This is a genomic window from Citrobacter sp. Cpo100 (assembly GCF_030332595.1).
Classification (GTDB): domain Bacteria; phylum Pseudomonadota; class Gammaproteobacteria; order Enterobacterales; family Enterobacteriaceae; genus Citrobacter; species Citrobacter portucalensis.
This window is the reverse complement of the sequence record NZ_JAOWHM010000031.1, coordinates 132,050-148,559: the sequence shown is the minus strand read 5'-3', so window position 1 is coordinate 148,559 and position 16,510 is coordinate 132,050. Positions and strand designations below refer to the sequence as shown.

The 16,510-nt window shown below is 51.5% G+C and carries 16 protein-coding genes, 1 pseudogene and 1 other annotated feature; of the genes and pseudogenes, 11 read left to right on the top strand and 6 right to left on the bottom strand.

Going from position 1 to position 16,510, the window contains the following annotated elements:
- Window positions 1–10: 10 nt before the first annotated feature.
- Complete coding sequence (gene hisG / locus OGX96_RS07660; protein WP_003834191.1) at window positions 11–910, bottom strand: ATP phosphoribosyltransferase; 900 nt, start codon at window positions 908–910, stop codon at window positions 11–13.
- Between the two features lie 45 nt (window positions 911–955).
- Window positions 956–1,078: a sequence feature (His leader region), on the bottom strand.
- Window positions 1,054–1,101, bottom strand: coding sequence for a his operon leader peptide (gene hisL, locus OGX96_RS07655; RefSeq protein WP_100250077.1), 48 nt, complete (start codon window positions 1,099–1,101; stop codon window positions 1,054–1,056). It overlaps the preceding feature by 25 nt.
- 174 nt (window positions 1,102–1,275) lie before the next feature.
- Here hisL and OGX96_RS07650 point away from each other — a divergent pair, with 174 nt between their 5' ends.
- The 4 genes and pseudogenes from OGX96_RS07650 (at window position 1,276) to plaP (ending at window position 4,702) form a co-directional block, all read left to right on the top strand.
- Entirely contained in the window at window positions 1,276–2,100 is an 825-nt protein-coding gene (locus tag OGX96_RS07650; RefSeq protein WP_003834190.1) for an SDR family oxidoreductase, read from the top strand.
- Window positions 2,101–2,141: 41 nt separating this feature from the next.
- Window positions 2,142–3,126: pseudogene (locus OGX96_RS07645) on the top strand (LysR family transcriptional regulator).
- A gap of 162 nt (window positions 3,127–3,288) precedes the next feature.
- Window positions 3,289–3,351, top strand: coding sequence for a membrane protein YoeI (gene yoeI, locus OGX96_RS22595; RefSeq protein WP_099045591.1), 63 nt, complete (start codon window positions 3,289–3,291; stop codon window positions 3,349–3,351).
- Window positions 3,341–4,702 carry a putrescine/proton symporter PlaP gene (gene plaP / locus OGX96_RS07640; RefSeq protein ID WP_003834188.1) on the top strand — a complete coding sequence of 454 codons (1,362 nt, stop codon included), beginning with the start codon at window positions 3,341–3,343 and terminating at the stop codon, window positions 4,700–4,702. Before yoeI ends, plaP begins: the two co-directional genes overlap by 11 nt.
- A 59-nt stretch (window positions 4,703–4,761) precedes the next feature.
- On the opposite strand, the gene sbcB is transcribed toward plaP, so the two are convergent.
- Entirely contained in the window at window positions 4,762–6,186 is a 1,425-nt protein-coding gene (gene sbcB, locus OGX96_RS07635; protein WP_048215987.1) for an exodeoxyribonuclease I, read from the bottom strand.
- Window positions 6,187–6,585: 399 nt separating this feature from the next.
- Here sbcB and phsA point away from each other — a divergent pair, with 399 nt between their 5' ends.
- From phsA to OGX96_RS07600, 7 genes are all read left to right on the top strand, one after another.
- Complete coding sequence (gene phsA / locus OGX96_RS07630; RefSeq protein ID WP_198801591.1) at window positions 6,586–8,859, top strand: thiosulfate reductase PhsA; 2,274 nt, start codon at window positions 6,586–6,588, stop codon at window positions 8,857–8,859.
- Window positions 8,860–8,873: 14 nt separating this feature from the next.
- Window positions 8,874–9,452 (top strand): thiosulfate reductase electron transport protein PhsB, encoded by a 579-nt coding sequence (gene phsB / locus OGX96_RS07625; protein WP_048215988.1) that lies wholly within the window; start codon window positions 8,874–8,876, stop codon window positions 9,450–9,452.
- Complete coding sequence (phsC, locus tag OGX96_RS07620) at window positions 9,449–10,216, top strand: thiosulfate reductase cytochrome B subunit (protein WP_057067504.1); 768 nt, start codon at window positions 9,449–9,451, stop codon at window positions 10,214–10,216. Before phsB ends, phsC begins: the two co-directional genes overlap by 4 nt.
- 139 nt (window positions 10,217–10,355) lie before the next feature.
- Complete coding sequence (gene dacD, locus OGX96_RS07615; RefSeq protein ID WP_032941959.1) at window positions 10,356–11,528, top strand: serine-type D-Ala-D-Ala carboxypeptidase DacD; 1,173 nt, start codon at window positions 10,356–10,358, stop codon at window positions 11,526–11,528.
- 123 nt (window positions 11,529–11,651) lie between these two features.
- Window positions 11,652–12,119, top strand: coding sequence for a DNA gyrase inhibitor SbmC (gene sbmC, locus OGX96_RS07610; protein WP_008785156.1), 468 nt, complete (start codon window positions 11,652–11,654; stop codon window positions 12,117–12,119).
- Between the two features lie 107 nt (window positions 12,120–12,226).
- Entirely contained in the window at window positions 12,227–13,285 is a 1,059-nt protein-coding gene (locus OGX96_RS07605; protein ID WP_008785155.1) for an FUSC family protein, read from the top strand.
- Window positions 13,286–13,523: 238 nt separating this feature from the next.
- On the top strand, window positions 13,524–13,859 hold the full coding sequence (locus OGX96_RS07600; protein WP_003834176.1) for a DUF496 family protein: 336 nt from the start codon (window positions 13,524–13,526) through the stop codon (window positions 13,857–13,859).
- A 40-nt stretch (window positions 13,860–13,899) separates the two neighbouring features.
- Here OGX96_RS07600 and OGX96_RS07595 read toward each other — a convergent pair whose 3' ends face one another.
- The 3 genes from OGX96_RS07595 to pduV form a co-directional block, all read right to left on the bottom strand.
- Window positions 13,900–14,766 (bottom strand): GHMP family kinase ATP-binding protein, encoded by an 867-nt coding sequence (locus OGX96_RS07595; RefSeq protein WP_003834174.1) that lies wholly within the window; start codon window positions 14,764–14,766, stop codon window positions 13,900–13,902.
- A gap of 92 nt (window positions 14,767–14,858) precedes the next feature.
- A complete protein-coding gene (locus tag OGX96_RS07590) occupies window positions 14,859–16,073 on the bottom strand; it encodes an acetate/propionate family kinase (RefSeq protein ID WP_008785153.1) in 1,215 nt (404 codons plus the stop codon).
- Complete coding sequence (gene pduV, locus OGX96_RS07585; protein ID WP_048215993.1) at window positions 16,058–16,510, bottom strand: propanediol utilization protein PduV; 453 nt, start codon at window positions 16,508–16,510, stop codon at window positions 16,058–16,060. The genes OGX96_RS07590 and pduV overlap by 16 nt, the downstream gene beginning before the upstream one ends.

Sequence of the window (16,510 nt, the reverse complement as noted above, 5' to 3'; positions counted from 1 at the left end):
AGGCATCAGATCACTCCATCATCTTCTCAATCGGCAACACCAGAATTGAGCTGGCACCGAGCGCTTTCAGTTTTTCCATTGTTTCCCAGAACAGGGTTTCGCTGCTGACCATGTGCATGGCAACACGCTGCTGGTCGCCCGCCAGAGGCAGAATGGTAGGGCGCTCAGCGCCGGGCAGCAGGGCGATGACCTCGTCCAGACGCTCGCTCGGCGCGTGCATCATGATGTATTTGGATTCACGGGCCTGAATAACCCCCTGGATACGGGTTAGCAGTTTGTCGATCAGTTGTTGCTTGGCTTCGGCCATTTCGCCGTCGCGCTGAATCAGACAGGCTTTAGAGCGGTAGATCACTTCTACTTCGCGCAGACCGTTGGCTTCAAGCGTTGCGCCGGTGGACACCAGATCGCAAATCGCATCAGCCAGACCCGCACGGGGAGCGACTTCTACTGAGCCGTTTAACAGACAAGATTTAAACGAAACCCCTTTCTGATCGAGATAACGTTTGAGCAGGTGTGGGTAAGAGGTCGCGATACGTTTACCGTTCAGCGCTGCCGGGCCATCCCAGGCTTCATCAACCGGGGTAGCCAGCGAGAGACGGCAGCCGCCGAAGTCCAGACGGCGCAGAGTAAAATAGCGAGGGTCTTCACCCTGTGCCCGGCGGTTGAGCAGTTCCTCTTCCAGAACATTTTCCCCGATGATGCCGAGGTCAACGACACCGTCCATCACCAGACCCGGGATATCGTCATCACGCACGCGCAGAATATCGATCGGCATGTTCTCCGCCATCGCAATCAGGCGCTGGGTGTGAAGATTAATTTTAATGCCGCAACGGGCCAGTAATTCGCGTGAATCATCGCTTAAGCGGCCTGATTTCTGCATAGCTATGCGTAAACGGGTGTTGTCTAACATTCTTTATTCCTCGTTATCCTGTCTGAATCAGTTTGGGTCACGCACAAAAAAAAGCCCCCGGAAGAAATCTTCCGGGGGCTTTCTCATACGCTCATGCACCGCTGGAAGATTTAAACGTCTCCCAGCACACATCGCCTGAAAGACTAGTCAGGATGATGGTGATGATGGTGTTTGAATTGAGCGCGTGTCATAAATTTTCTCGATGAATGTTTATTCATTTGATGTCTTTTAACCTAAACCACTTTAGCTACGGAAAGCAAGGGCTTTTTTTGATCATTAATTCATTTCATATTGATACTATGAATTGTCAGCCACCGTGGGCTGGCGTAGCCTTGCGTTATAGGCCAAAAGTCAGGAGAGAAGGCATGAAAAAGGTCGCAATTGTCGGGTTAGGTTGGTTAGGCATGCCGTTAGCCATGTCGCTGGCGGCGAGAGGCTGGCAGGTTACCGGCAGCAAAACCACATTGGATGGGGTGGAAGCGGCCCGCATGAGCGGTATCGAGAGTTATTCGCTGCGCCTGGAACCTGAACTGGTCTGTGAGGCTGACGATCTCGATGCACTGATGGACGCCGATGCGCTGGTTATTACGCTACCTGCGCGTCGTAGCGGTCCTGGGGAAGCATTTTACCTGCAGGCCATGCAGGAACTGGTCGATAGCGCGCTGGCGTATCGGATCCCACGAATTATTTTTACCAGTTCGACGTCAGTCTATGGTGACGTTCAGGGCACAGTGAAAGAGGGGACGGCGCGTAATCCGGTCACGGCGAGCGGTCGTGTCCTGAAAGAACTTGAAGACTGGTTGCACAATTTGCCAGGCACGTCGGTGGATATTTTGCGTCTGGCCGGGTTGGTCGGTCCGGGAAGACATCCTGGTCGCTTCTTTGCCGGCAAGACGGCACCTGACGGACATCATGGCGTCAATCTGGTGCATCTGGACGATGTAGTATCTGCCATCACGTTACTGCTGCAAGCGCCTAAAGGGGGACACATCTATAATATATGTGCGCCTATGCATCCGGCGCGTAACGTGTTCTATCCGCAGATGGCCCGCCAGTTGGGGATGGAGCCGCCGGAATTTCGCGGCGGTACGGATAACGGTAAAGGTAAAGTCATTGATGGCAACCGTATTTGTAATGAGCTTGGGTTTGAGTACCAGTATCCCGACCCGCTGGTGATGCCAATGGAGTGACAGGCCAGCAGAGTGCCGCTGTATACCGCCAGGGGGCGAGTATGAAACCACTGCTGGACGTTCTTATCATCCTCGATGCATTAGAAAAAGAGGGCAGTTTCGCGGCGGCGTCGGCAAAATTGTTTAAGACGCCGTCTGCGCTTAGCTACACCGTCCATAAGCTGGAAAGCGATCTTAATATTCAGCTACTCGATCGCAGCGGACACCGGGCTAAGTTCACCCGCACCGGGCAGATGCTGCTGGAAAAGGGGCGGGAGGTGCTGCACACCGTCCGCGAACTTGAAAAGCAGGCGATTAAACTTCACGAAGGCTGGGAGAATGAACTGGTTATTGGCGTAGATGATACGTTTCCCTTTTCACTGCTGGCCCCACTCATCGAATCTTTCTATCAACACCACAGCGTGACGCGCCTGAAATTTATCAATGGCGTGCTGGGCGGCTCCTGGGATGCCCTCACTCAGGGCCGGGCGGATATTATCGTTGGCGCCATGCATGAACCCCCTGCAGCGAGCGAATTTGGCTTTGCACGGCTCGGGGTTTTGGAACAGGTGTTTGTGGTTGCGCCGCATCACCCGCTGGCGCAGGAACAGGAACCGTTAAATCGTCGTACCATTCGCCGTTTTCGCGCCATTGTAGTGGGCGACAATGCGCAGCATGCCAACGTCTCAGGTTCCCAGGTGCTTGACGATCAGGAAGCCATTACCGTTTTTGACTTCAAAACCAAGCTGGAACTGCAAATCAGCGGTCTGGGATGTGGCTATATTCCGCGCTACCTGGCGCAGCGATTTCTGGAGAGCGGCGCACTGATTGAGAAAAAAGTGGTCGCGCAAATTGTCTTTGAACCCGTGTGGATAGGCTGGAATGAACAGACCGCCGGGCTGGCCAGCGCCTGGTGGCGGGATGAAATTTTAGCAAATAGTGCTATCGCGGGGGTGTATGTTAAAACGGCTGCTGACAAATCAATCAGTTAAGAAAAAATATTCTTTTGTGGCCGCTTCAATCTCTTGTTATTTCTCCCCAATTTAGGGCAAAATACGCCGCTTGCAAAAAATGACATTAACCGACGTTTTAATACGCGTCGGTTATTTTTTTGCATCAAACCAATCATTCATAAAAGAGGCCGGGCTTCGTACCGGATAGATACTTACTTAAAAATCGACAGTTGTTGTCGCTGAGGATTAACAAAAAATGGGGCAATTTTTTGCTTACGCGACGGTTTTCGCCGTAATGGGGGATAACCATGTCGCATAACGCTACTCCAAACACCTCTCGCGTGGAATTACGTAAAACGCTTACGCTGGTTCCGGTTGTCATGATGGGCCTTGCCTATATGCAGCCGATGACGCTGTTCGATACATTCGGTATCGTATCAGGAATGACCGATGGTCACGTCCCGACAGCTTACGCCTTTGCACTGATCGCCATCCTCTTTACCGCACTGAGCTACGGTAAACTGGTGCGTCGCTATCCGTCTGCAGGCTCTGCCTACACTTACGCCCAGAAATCCATTAGCCCGACCGTTGGCTTTATGGTGGGTTGGTCATCACTGCTGGACTACCTGTTCGCTCCGATGATCAACATTCTGTTGGCAAAAATTTATTTTGAAGCCCTGGTGCCGTCGATACCGTCATGGATATTCGTGGTGGCGCTGGTGGCCTTTATGACCGCCTTTAACCTGCGCAGCCTTAAATCCGTTGCGAATTTCAACACCGTAATCGTGTTGTTGCAGGTGGTGCTGATTGCAGTGATCCTCGGCATGGTCGTTTATGGCGTGTTCGAAGGGGAAGGTGCTGGTACATTGGCGAGCAGCCGTCCGTTCTGGTCAGGTGATGCACACGTGATCCCGATGATCACGGGCGCTACCATCCTGTGCTTCTCGTTCACCGGTTTTGACGGTATCAGCAACCTGTCAGAAGAAACCAAAGACGCTGAGCGCGTGATCCCGCGTGCGATTTTCCTGACTGCGCTGATTGGTGGCCTGATCTTTATCGTCTCCACCTATCTGTTGCAGCTGTACTTCCCGGATATCTCGCGCTTCAAAGATCCAGACGCTTCACAGCCGGAAATCATGCTGTACGTTGCCGGTAAGTTCTTCCAGGTTGGCGCGCTGATTTTCTCTACCATTACCGTACTGGCGTCCGGTATGGCGGCGCATGCAGGCGTAGCGCGTCTGATGTACGTGATGGGGCGTGACGGCGTGTTCCCGAAAAGTTTCTTCGGTTATGTTCACCCGAAATGGCGTACTCCGTCTATGAACATCATTCTGGTTGGTGCGATTGCTCTGCTGGCAATCAACTTCGACCTGGTGATGGCGACGGCGCTGATTAACTTTGGTGCGCTGGTGGCGTTTACCTTCGTTAACCTGTCGGTGATCTCCCAGTTCTGGATCCGTGAGAAGCGTAACAAGACGCTGAAAGACCACTTCCAGTATCTGTTCCTGCCGATGTGCGGTGCGCTGACCGTTGGTGCGCTGTGGGTGAATCTGGAAGAAAGCTCAATGGTTCTGGGGCTGATCTGGGCCGGTATCGGTCTGATTTACCTGGCTTGTGTGACCAAAAGCTTCCGCAACCCGGTGCCGCAGTACGACGAAGATGTCGCGTAATAACGGTATTTAGCTGAAAAAAAACGGAGACAAGTTCTCCGTTTTTTTATACGTGGGATTTATACAATCTCTTCGGCGTACTGCCAGAGTGATTTCAGCAGCATCAACTTTTCTTTGTTGTCCGCATATTGCTGGCTCAATAGCTGCAATTCATTGGCGTAATTTTGCAAAAACTCCGGTGTGAATACCTGGCGGCGATGGTCCAGCCAGCGTTGCTGTTCTGCTTCATCCAGCGTTCCCGGGAAGTTACGTGCACGGTAATTAAACAACAGTTTTTCAATGCGCTTATCGACAAAGGAGATATCCAGCGCCGGTAAATTGCGTGGTTCGGTTTCCAGAACGATTTTCATCGCCGCACGGTCAGCATCGCTGAAAAAGCCGTTATAAAGTTGAGCATCCACGTTATCTGACGGTGTAAACGGTTCCGCATCGGCAAAGATCGCGACCACTTTGTCGCGTATCTGCGGATTTTCGCGCAGAACTTTGAGATTATCCAGACAGTGCTGGCGGTTAATGCCAAGACGGTCGGCATCTTCCGGACGCAGGGTATTCGCCTGTGCCAGTACCGGGCATTTGTTGATGTGCACCAGTTTAACCGGTACGGCCGGGTTATCACCCAGATCCGCTTTAGACGTGTAGAGCCGCTCGCGCAGGGCGTCACTGTCGAGTTCGAGCAGCGGCGAAATATCACCGGCTAAGTCGACCATAATAACCGCGTTACGATTCTCCGGATGCCACGCCAATGGCGCTACCCAACTGGTGTTGCCGCGCCATGCGCCGAACATACCAGAGACATGGACCAGCGGCTTCATTTGCGGGACATCAATCAGCGCGGCCAGCTTGTGCTTATTACGATGGCTGTAGAGATAATCAAACAGACGCGGCTGGCGCGACTTCACTAATTGCGCCATTGCGATTGTGGCGTATACGTCCGCCATCGCATCGTGAGCATTGGTATGCTCAATACCGTTGGCTTTGGTCAAATGCTCCAGTCGGAAGCTGGGTAAGCCGTCGTCGTTTTCCGGCCAGTTAATGCCTTCAGGGCGCAGGGCATAGCAGGCGCGCATCACATCCAGCAGATCCCAGCGCGAATTATCGTTCTGCCAGCTCCAGGCATAGGGATCGTAGAAATTGCGATACAGGATGTTGCGCGTCACCTCATCATCGAAGCGCACGTTGTTATAACCCAGGATACAGGTTTTCGGCACGGTGAACAGGGCGTGGATGCGTGCAGCAAAAGCGGCTTCATTTTCTCCCTTTTCACGTGCTTCCTGCGGTGTGATACCCGTAATCAACACCGCCTCAGGCTGCGGCAGATAATCGTCCGCGGGTTTGCAATAAAAGACTTCTGGTTCACCGATGATGTTGAAATCATTATCTGTGCGGATAGCCGCAAATTGCGCGGGTCTGTCCAGCGCCGGATGGGTACCAAAGGTCTCGTAATCGTGGAAGAGAAAACCAGGTTGCTGCTTGCCGTCATTCATTGTTCAGTTATGTCCGGGATCAATTTAGCGCTGGTTCAAGAATACCAAAAAATAGCGAGATAATCAGCTATGGCATTATCGAAGCTGGATTGTGTACGCAATAAAATTGAGATAAACAGGACATTAATGGAATTAATTAATAAATTCCGCACTGTTAAAATAAATTACGGAAATAAAACATCTTGAAGTTGCGGGTTTGTAAATAATCTAACTGATAACCATTATTGTTATTTTCCTCTTCTTAGTTGTGTTCTGGAAACTTTAAAAATCTTTTATAAACAATGGGTTTTTATTTATGTCAATTCGCTGTCATGCATTGTAATGAAATGTGATTGATGTAAAAAATAAATAATCCAAACGCCATATAATTATTGGATATATCTAATAACAGGAGGTTATATGAGCATTAGTCGGCGTAATTTTTTGCGAGGAGTGGGTATAGGCTGTTCAGCCTGTGCGATAGGCAGTTTCCCGCCTGGGGCACTGGCGCGAAATTCTCCGGAGAGCATCAAAGGGAAAACATCCCTGACGCCAAGTTTGTGCGAGATGTGTTCTTTTCGCTGCCCAATTCAGGCTCAGGTGATTAATAATAAAACGGTTTTTATTCAGGGAAACCCTAATGCGCCACAACAGGGGACACGTGTCTGCGCTCGCGGCGGCAGCGGCGTTAGCCTGGTCAACGACCCTCATCGCATTGTTAAACCCATGAAACGCACAGGACCTCGCGGGAGCGGTGACTGGCAGGTTATTAGCTGGGAACAGGCGTATAAAGAAATCGCCGAAAAAATGACGGCAATAAAAACGCAATATGGTCCCCAGGGAGTCGTCTTCTCGTCTAAATCTGGCTCGCTGTCTGGTCATTTATTTCACCTCGCGACGGCTTTCGGGTCACCGAATACCTTTACTCACGCATCAACGTGTCCTGCCGGTAAAGCCATTGCCGCTAAAGTGATGATGGGTGGCGATTTAGCCATGGATATCGCCAATACCCGTTATATGGTCTCTTTTGGCCATAACCTCTATGAAGGGATCGAGGTTGCTGATACGCATGAGCTGATGACCGCGCAGGAGAAGGGGGCGAAGATGGTCAGCTTCGATCCCCGTCTGTCCGTATTCTCCAGCAAGGCGGATGAATGGCATGCGCTCAAGCCGGGCGGCGATTTACCTGTGCTGATGGCCATGTGTCACGTCATGATCAATGAAAATCTGTATGACGCGGACTTTGTGGCGCGCTACACCACGGGGTTTGAGCAACTGGCAGAAGCGGTACAAGAGACCACGCCAGAATGGGCGCAGCAGCTCGCGGATGTGCCTGCTGATGTCATTGTTCGGGTCACCCGCGAAATGGCCGCCTGCGCGCCTCATGCCATCGTCAGTCCGGGCCATCGCGCGACGTTTTCGCAAGAAGAAATTGATATGCGGCGCATGATTTTTACCCTCAATGTGCTGCTTGGCAATATTGAGCGTGAAGGCGGTTTGTATCAGAAAAAAGCGGCGGCAACTTACAATAAGCTGGCTGGAGAGAAGGTCGCTCCGGTGCTGGCAAAACCCGATGTCAAATTACCCAAACCAACGGCGCAGCGTATCGATCTGGTAGCCCCGCAGTTTAAGTACATCGCGGCGGGCGGTGGTGTGGTGCAAAGCATCATTGATGCTGTGTTAAATCAGACGCCTTATCCGGTGAAGGGATGGATTATGTCCCGACACAACCCTTTCCAAACCGTAACCTGTCGACCAGATCTGGTCAAAACCGTTGAACAGCTCGACCTTGTGGTCAGTTGTGATGTCTACCTAAGCGAAAGCGCGGCGTATGCCGACTACCTTTTGCCTGAATGTACTTACCTTGAGCGCGATGAAGAAGTTTCAGACATGTCGGGTCTGAATCCCGCCTATGCCCTGCGTCAGCAGGTAGTCGAACCTATTGGGGATGCGCGTCCGAGCTGGCAAATCTGGAAAGAGCTGGCCGTGCAGTTAGGCCTTGGCCAATTCTATCCATGGCAGGATATGCAAACGCGTCAGTTATACCAGCTTAATGGCGATCATGCGCTATCTGCTGAATTGCGTCAGAAAGGGTATCGGGAGTGGGGTGTTCCGTTGCTGCTGCGTGAACCTGAAGCGGTGCGTCAGTTTGTGGAACGCTATCCGGGCGCGGTGGCGGTTGACAGCGACGGTACCTATGGCGAGCAACTGCGCTTTAAATCTCCGTCAGGAAAAATCGAACTCTATTCCGAAGAGCTGGAAACGCTCCTGCCTGGATACGGTATTCCGCGCGCGCGCAATTTTGCGCTTAAAGGCGACAGCGAACTCTATTTTATCCAGGGAAAAGTGGCGGTTCATACCAACGGTGCGACGCAATACGTGCCACTGCTTAGCGAGTTGATGTGGGATAACGCGGTGTGGATCCACCCGCAAACGGCCCGTGATAAAGGCATCAAAAGCGGTGATGACATCTGGCTGGAAAATGCAACCGGCAAGGAAAAAGGCAAAGCGCTGGTCACCGCCGGAATTCGGCCCGATACGCTGTTTGTTTATATGGGATTTGGCGCCAAGGCGGGAGCCAAAACCGCAGCGACAACGCACGGTATCCATTGCGGTAATTTGCTTCCGCATGTTACCAGTCCGGTTTCCGGTACGGTGGTCCACACCGCTGGCGTTACGCTTCGTCGGGCATGAGAAAGGAGAACATCATGAATCAATCTACGAACCCTTATGTCATGCTGCATGACGAGAAACGCTGTATCGGCTGTCAGGCATGTACGGTTGCCTGCAAAGTTCTGAATGATGTGCCAGAGGGATTTAGCCGTCTACAGGTGCAGATCCGTTCACCCGAACATGAACCCGAGGTGCTGTCCCACTTCCAGTTTGTTCGCGTTTCCTGTCAGCATTGTGAAGATGCGCCGTGTGTCAGCGTTTGTCCGACCGGTGCATCATTTCGCGACGAAAATGGCATTGTGCAAGTGGATAAGTCTCGCTGTATTGGCTGTGACTACTGCGTTGCCGCTTGTCCGTTCCATGTCCGTTATCTCAATCCGCAAACGGGAATTGCCGACAAATGTAACTTCTGCGCAGATACCCGACTCGAGAGCGGTCACTCGCCCGCCTGCGTTTCCGTTTGTCCGACGGATGCGCTGAAATTTGGTCGTCGTGACGATCCGGAAATTCAGCACTGGATAAATCAAAAAGAGGTTTATCGCCAGCAGGATACGCGTAGCGGTCCGGTGAGTGTTTATCGGCGTAAAGAGATCCATCAGGAGGGTAAAGCATGAATTCTATCTGGGGAGCAGAGCTTAACTATGCGCCGGACTACTGGCCGCTGTGGCTCATTTATGCAGGCGTTGTTGTTGTGCTGATGATTGCGGGCCTGGTTATGCACGCGCTGTTACGTCGGATGCTGGCACCCAAGACGGCAACCGGAGAAGAGCAACGGGATTACCTCTATTCTCTGGCAGTCCGCCGCTGGCACTGGGGTAATGCGCTGCTTTTTATCCTGCTTTTGCTGAGTGGCCTGTTTGGTCACTTCTCTCTCGGACCGGTGGCATTGATGGTGCAGATACATACCTGGTGCGGTTTCGCCTTGTTGGCCTTCTGGGTTGGTTTTGTGCTAATCAACGCAACCAGCGGCAACGGTTGTCATTACCGGGTGAAGTTTAATGGGTTGATATCACGCTGCTTGTTGCAAACGCGCTTTTATCTGTATGGCATCATGAAGGGTGAACCACACCCGTTTGCCGCAACGGCAGAGAGTAAATTTAACCCGCTACAACAGCTGGCTTATCTGGCCATCATGTATGCGCTGGTTCCGCTGCTAATCATCAGCGGGTTGTTATGCCTCTACCCGCAGGTGGTAGGGGCAGGGCCTGTGATGCTGGTGCTGCATATGGTGTTGGCGATTGTCGGCTTACTGTTCATCTGTGCACATATTTACCTGTGCACGCTGGGTGACACACCGGGGCAAATTTTCCGCAGCATGATAGATGGCTATCATCGTCATCGCAGCCATCACGCAGAAACGGCACCGCGCAAAGGGTAACGCCAGACGCGGTCGATATCTGAAATCCTTTCCTTACAGCAAGAAAATGTGCCTTATGTCACATTTTCTTGCAATTTATCCATGTTTGTTCGCCAGAACTTCCGTAAAAAGAACGGCTATTTCTCCATTTCCTGAGGACATGCTGTTGAAACGCCGTTTGTTTATTGCCGCTTCACTATTTGCGATGAGTTTTTCGCCCGCGTACGCGACCGACGTCGCCAGTTTCGCTCCACAGCCTCCGGCAATTAATGCCGGTGCGTGGGTATTAATGGATTACACCACGGGCCAAATCCTGACAGCCGGAAATGAACACCAGCAGCGCAACCCTGCCAGCCTGACCAAGCTGATGACCGGCTATGTTGTTGATCGCGCAATCGACAGCAAGCGTATTAGTCCGACAGATATTGTCACCGTAGGGCGCGATGCCTGGGCGAAAGATAATCCGGTATTCGTCGGTTCATCCTTAATGTTCCTGAAAGAAGGGGATCGCGTTTCTGTGCGCGATCTGAGTCGCGGGTTAATTGTTGATTCCGGTAATGATGCCTGTGTGGCGCTGGCGGATTACATCGCCGGAGGGCAGCCGCAGTTTGTCGCGATGATGAACAACTATGTGCAAAAGCTGAACCTGCGGGACACGCATTTTGAAACGGTACATGGTCTGGATGCGCCAGGTCAGCATAGCTCAGCTTACGATCTGGCCGTGCTGTCGAGAGCTATCATCCATGGAGAGCCGGATTTCTACCATATGTACAGTGAAAAAAGCCTTACCTGGAACGGAATCACGCAGCAAAACCGTAACGGTTTGTTGTGGGATAAAACTATGAACGTCGATGGTCTGAAGACAGGACATACCTCCGGCGCTGGATTCAACCTGATTGCTTCTGCCGTTGATGGGCAGCGCCGCCTGATTGCAGTTGTGATGGGGGCGGAGAGTGCGAAAGGGCGTGAAGACCAGGCGCGAAAACTGCTGCAATGGGGACAACAGAACTTCGATACCGTGCAGGTATTACGTAGCGGTAAGCAGGTTGGTATTGAACGGATCTGGTACGGCGATAAAGAAAAAATTAGCCTTGGCACAGAGCAGGATTTCTGGATGGCCCTGCCTAAAGCCGAAGTCGCTAATATCAAGGCAAAATATGTTCTTGATAAGAAAGAACTGGTTGCCCCCATTGCTGCCCATCAACGTGTGGGGGAAATTGAACTCTACGATCGGGATAAACTGGTGGCGCACTGGCCTCTGGTTACGCTGGAGTCTGTCAACGAAGGCGGCGTCTTCTCGCGTTTGAGCGATTACTTCCACCACAAGGCGTAGTTTTTCCTGATGTGCCTGACTGGCAAGAGTGCGAATCTGCTCACATAATAATCACTGATTCCTTGTGGCCGTCATACCTAAAAATTACACTGTATATAAATACAGTGTAATAACGGAGGTTATATGGAGTACGAGATAAAGCAGGTTGAGAAACGCATAATTGCCGGTTTCCATATGGTTGGACCGTGGGAACAAACGGTAAAGCAGGGTTTCGAGCAGTTAATGATGTGGGTCGACGGTAAGCAGATCGTACCGCTGGAATGGATAGCCGTTTATTACGACAATCCTGACGTTGTTCCGGCGGAAAAACTGCGTTGTGATACCGTGGTGTCTGTGCCTGAAGGTTTTGAGATCCCAGAAAACAGCGAAGGGGTGATCCAGACCGAACTGGCGGGGGGCGACTATGCTATCGCCGTTGCGCGCGTTGAAAATCATGACTTCGCGACGCCGTGGTATCAGTTCTTTGAGCGCCTGCTGCAGGATTCGACGTATGCGATAGCCGCTAAACCTTGCTTTGAAGTTTATATGAACAATGGCATGGAGGACGGCTACTGGGACATTGAAATGTACGTGCCGGTACAGTCGAAGTAACTGTTTTTGGTGTAAATCAGGATGAATGTCCTGGTCATCAGGGTGATGTTTTCACTCAAAAAACAGGTACAATTCTGTTCTTTGCAATTCCCTGACGGAGTGCATGAGTGCGTGCAGATAAGTCACTGAGTCCTTTTGAAATTCGTTTGTATCGTCATTATCGTGTGGTGCATGGTGTTCGCATTGCGCTGGCGTTTCTTTTTACTTTTCTGTTGGTTCGCCTGTTGAACATTCCTGAAGGTACATGGCCTCTGATTACGCTGGTGGTAATCATGGGGCCTATTTCCTTTTGGGGGAACGTTGTCCCCAGAGCGTTTGAGCGTATTGGCGGGACAATTCTGGGTTCGGTACTTGGGCTGGTGGCTCTTCGTCTGGAGCTCTTTTCACTTCCGCTAATGCTGATATGGTGCGCGGTGGCGATGTTTCTCTGCGGCTGGCTGGCACTGGGTAAAAAGCCGTATCAGGCGTTGCTGATTGGTATAACGCTTGCGGTCGTTGTGGGTGCCCCCGCTGGAGATATGAACACAGCGTTATGGCGCGGTGGCGATGTTATTCTGGGTTCATTACTGGCAATGCTGTTTACCGGTATCTGGCCGCAGCGGGCATTTATACACTGGCGAATTCAGCTGGCGCATTGCGTAACGGGGTACAATCGGGTGTATCAGGCTGCGCTATCTCCCAACCTGCTGGAGCAACCGCGACTGGAAAAGCATTTACAACAGCTTTTAAGCGATGTTGTCAAAATGCGTGGGCTCATCGTTCCAGCCAGCAAAGAAACCCGCATTCAAAAATCAATCTTTGAAGCTATTCAGACGGTTAATCGCAACCTGGTCTGCATGCTTGAGCTGCAAATCAATGCGCTCTGGGCCAGCCGTACCAGCCACTTTGTTATGTTGAATGCGCATACTTTGCGTGAAACACAGCTCAGGACACAACAGGCGCTACTGACGATAACCCACGCATTGTATGAAGGTAATCCACAACCGGTGCTTGCCAATACGGAAAAACTCAATGACACCGTGGTGGAGTTACGTCAGCTTATTGCTGAGCATAAGGGCGATAATGTCGCTGAAACGCCCATTCACGGCTACGTTTGGCTAAATATGGAAATGGCGCGACAGCTGGAGTTGCTCTCTCATTTGATCTGTCGCGCGCTGCGCAAATAAAGAGCAGATGAGGGGATTGGTTCTACTGCTGCTTCGATTCAGCAACGAATAGAGGTATGATACTGAAAAAGGCTAAAACCATTGGTAACTGCAATGGCTTTACCCTCGATAATTCAGGTTTCAACCATGCATGGTCGATGCAGATGCAACTTGAAGTATGGCGGGCATGAAAGTAATGTTGACCCACTTTAGCCGTTGTTTTAACGAATCCGAATCTCACATTATCAGGGGTGTAAAAATGGAAACTACCAAGCCTTCTTTCCAGGACGTGCTGGAATTTGTTCGTCTGTTCCGTCGTAAAAACAAACTGCAACGTGAAATCCAGGACGTTGAGAAAAAGATCCGTGACAACCAGAAACGTGTTCTGCTGCTGGACAACCTGAGCGACTACATCAAGCCTGGAATGAGCGTGGAAGCGATTCAGGGCATTATCGCCAGCATGAAAAGCGATTATGAAGATCGTGTTGATGATTACATCATCAAAAACGCTGAGATCTCTAAAGAGCGCCGCGACATCTCTAAAAAGCTGAAAGCGATGGGCGAAGTGAAAAACGGCGAAGCGAAAGCCGAGTAACGATTTTATGCTTGTCCGGGTCGCTGCTTAGCGGCGGCCCTTATTGCAGTTCGACCCCGCCAGTTACCATCCGCAACAAATGCTGTTCCGGCCAGTGTTCCGTCAATTTTTTCTGCGTCAGCATCCATTTAATGTAGTCCACATCATGACGCTTTCTGTCGAGCATCAGACCGACTACGCTGCCACTGTGCGCAACGTTGACACCGTATAAATCACATTCTTCTACCAGCGCTAAAAGTGAATCAAAATTTGGTTTAGGTAACAGCAACTGGCTGGCGATCGCGCTCAGCGTGGCGGCTTCACCCATCCGATAAGGATTTTGACTGATACAGGCTTCCTGTACCTTTTCCCATGCGCGTTTTAGCGCTGGAGCGCCTGCCAGTAACCCTGACTGACGTGGAGTACGGTGATAATCAGCAGTAAGCAAGGTTTCCGGGCTTTCGAGAACTAGCAGATCGAGTTGAGGCTGGGCTTCACAGGCAATTTGCGTGGAGGCGTCGTTATGATCGAACAGCGTAAGCTGGCGGAAAACGGTGCTGTCGGTAGGTTCCAGCGAAACGCAAAGCTGCGCCAGAGTGGATTCGTCTAGCTGATGACCCAGATACTGCGCCGTGGCGATTGCCGTGGCGGCGATATCCGCTGTGCTGCTGGCCATCCCTTTAGCGACAGGAATGGTTGACTGGACATCAATTCGAATATCCTGACTCATTTGTGCCGGGTATTGCCAGTGCAGCAATAACCTCTCAACCATCGCCCGCGAAAGTGGACGTTCATCTGTCAGCGGTGAACCTGAAGTGACCTCAACGGTGCTATACCATTCAACCGGGCAGGAGACCAATTTCTCACTGCCCAGAATCCAGCCCTGGATAAGTTCTCCGCACGATGCGGGACATTGCGCAACAGCCACGTCTTCACCTATGTGATCAGAAATCTTCGGCGCATAGTGTCATGGCGATCGCGCTATTACCATGATTTGCCGCAATTTGCGGTGCGGCAGTATTATGCAGGAATGCCCAATGTCACAGTTTCAGATATCGCTAAACGCATAACGTCTTGCGCAATCATCAGCTCTTCATTGGTATTAATCACCGCCACTTTGACCATCGCATTTTCAGTCTGAATGAAGGTGGCATTACGCTGATTTTTTTCCTCATCAACGGCCAGCCCCAGGAAATTCAGGTTACGACAAATCGCAGCGCGCGCCCGTGCGGAGTTTTCGCCAATACCACCGGTAAACACCAGGGCATCCAGACCGCCCATCTGCATAATATAGCTACCAATGGTGGCACGAATGCGCTCAGCAAAAAGCGTCAACGCCAGCGCCGCCTGGTGATTGCCCGTATCTGCGGCATGTTCAACGTCGCGGTAGTCAGGTGAGATGCCAGAAACACCGAGCAATCCGGACTCATTGTTGAGCAATTGGTTGAGCTGCTGCGGTGTTTTGCCTTCTCGCAGGGCAATCCACGGTAAAATGGACGGATCGATATCGCCACTTCGCGTGCCCATCATCACGCCAGACTGCGGCGTAAAGCCCATTGACGTATTCACCGATTGTCCGCCTTTGATGGCGCAGATGCTGCTGCCGTTGCCCAGATGACAACAAACAACGCGCAGGGCGCTGAGTGGTACACCCAGTTTTTCAGCAAGCTGTGAGCTAACGTATTTGTGGCTGGTACCATGAAAACCATAGCGACGAATACCCAACTCAGCATAGTAACGCCAGGGCAGGGGATAGATGAAAGAAGGCTCATCAAGCGTTTGATGAAAGGCGGTGTCGAACACCGCAACGGCTGGTGTTTTGGGCAATAGCTGGCGGAATACCGCGATCCCCAACGCATTTACCGGGTTATGCAGAGGGGCCAGTTCCGCGAGTCGCTCGATTTCTGCCAGCGTTTCATCAGTTACCAGCGCGGAGTCTTTAAAAGATTCTCCGCCGTGCGCGACGCGATGACCCACGCCGTCGATCTCTTCCAGACTGTTGATAATGTGGTGGTTGAGCAGTTTTTCCAGGAGCAACGTTACGGCTTCACGGTGATCGGCTACGGGCAAAGTCTCCTGCCATTTCTGCGCTGGCGTTTTTAGGGTGACCTGCGCATCAGACAAACCGATACGTTCAATCAACCCCTGACAGATCATTTCACCCTGCGGCATCGCCAGTAGTTGAAATTTAAGCGAGGAACTACCTGCATTAATGGCCATTATTTTGTGAGACATGAAGGTTCCTTTGCATTCAGAAAAATGAACATCTCATCGACCCCAGTATTCTCCAGCGCGCTGGTGACAAATACTTTTTGCGCGCCAGCCTGAACTAACCAACTCTCCACAAGAGAAATACGCTGCGGATTGGCTAAATCGGCTTTGGTAACGAGACCAATAACGGGTCGGTTCATTGGTCCGGTAAAACCGGGAGAAAATGGTGACCACGGCGCGTCAGCATTGAGTACCAGGGCAATAATGTCTGCTTCACAGGCGCTGGCCAGCAGCGCACTGTACAGACAGCGGTTTTCAAGATATTCGCCCGGTGTATCTATCGCTGTGGGCGACCAGACTATGGCCTGGGTCTTCTGATAGTGAAGCGCTTCTCCCCGCATGCACTGCGTGAGCGATGTTTTACCGCACTGGCTGGGGCCAATTAGCATGATACGTTTCAT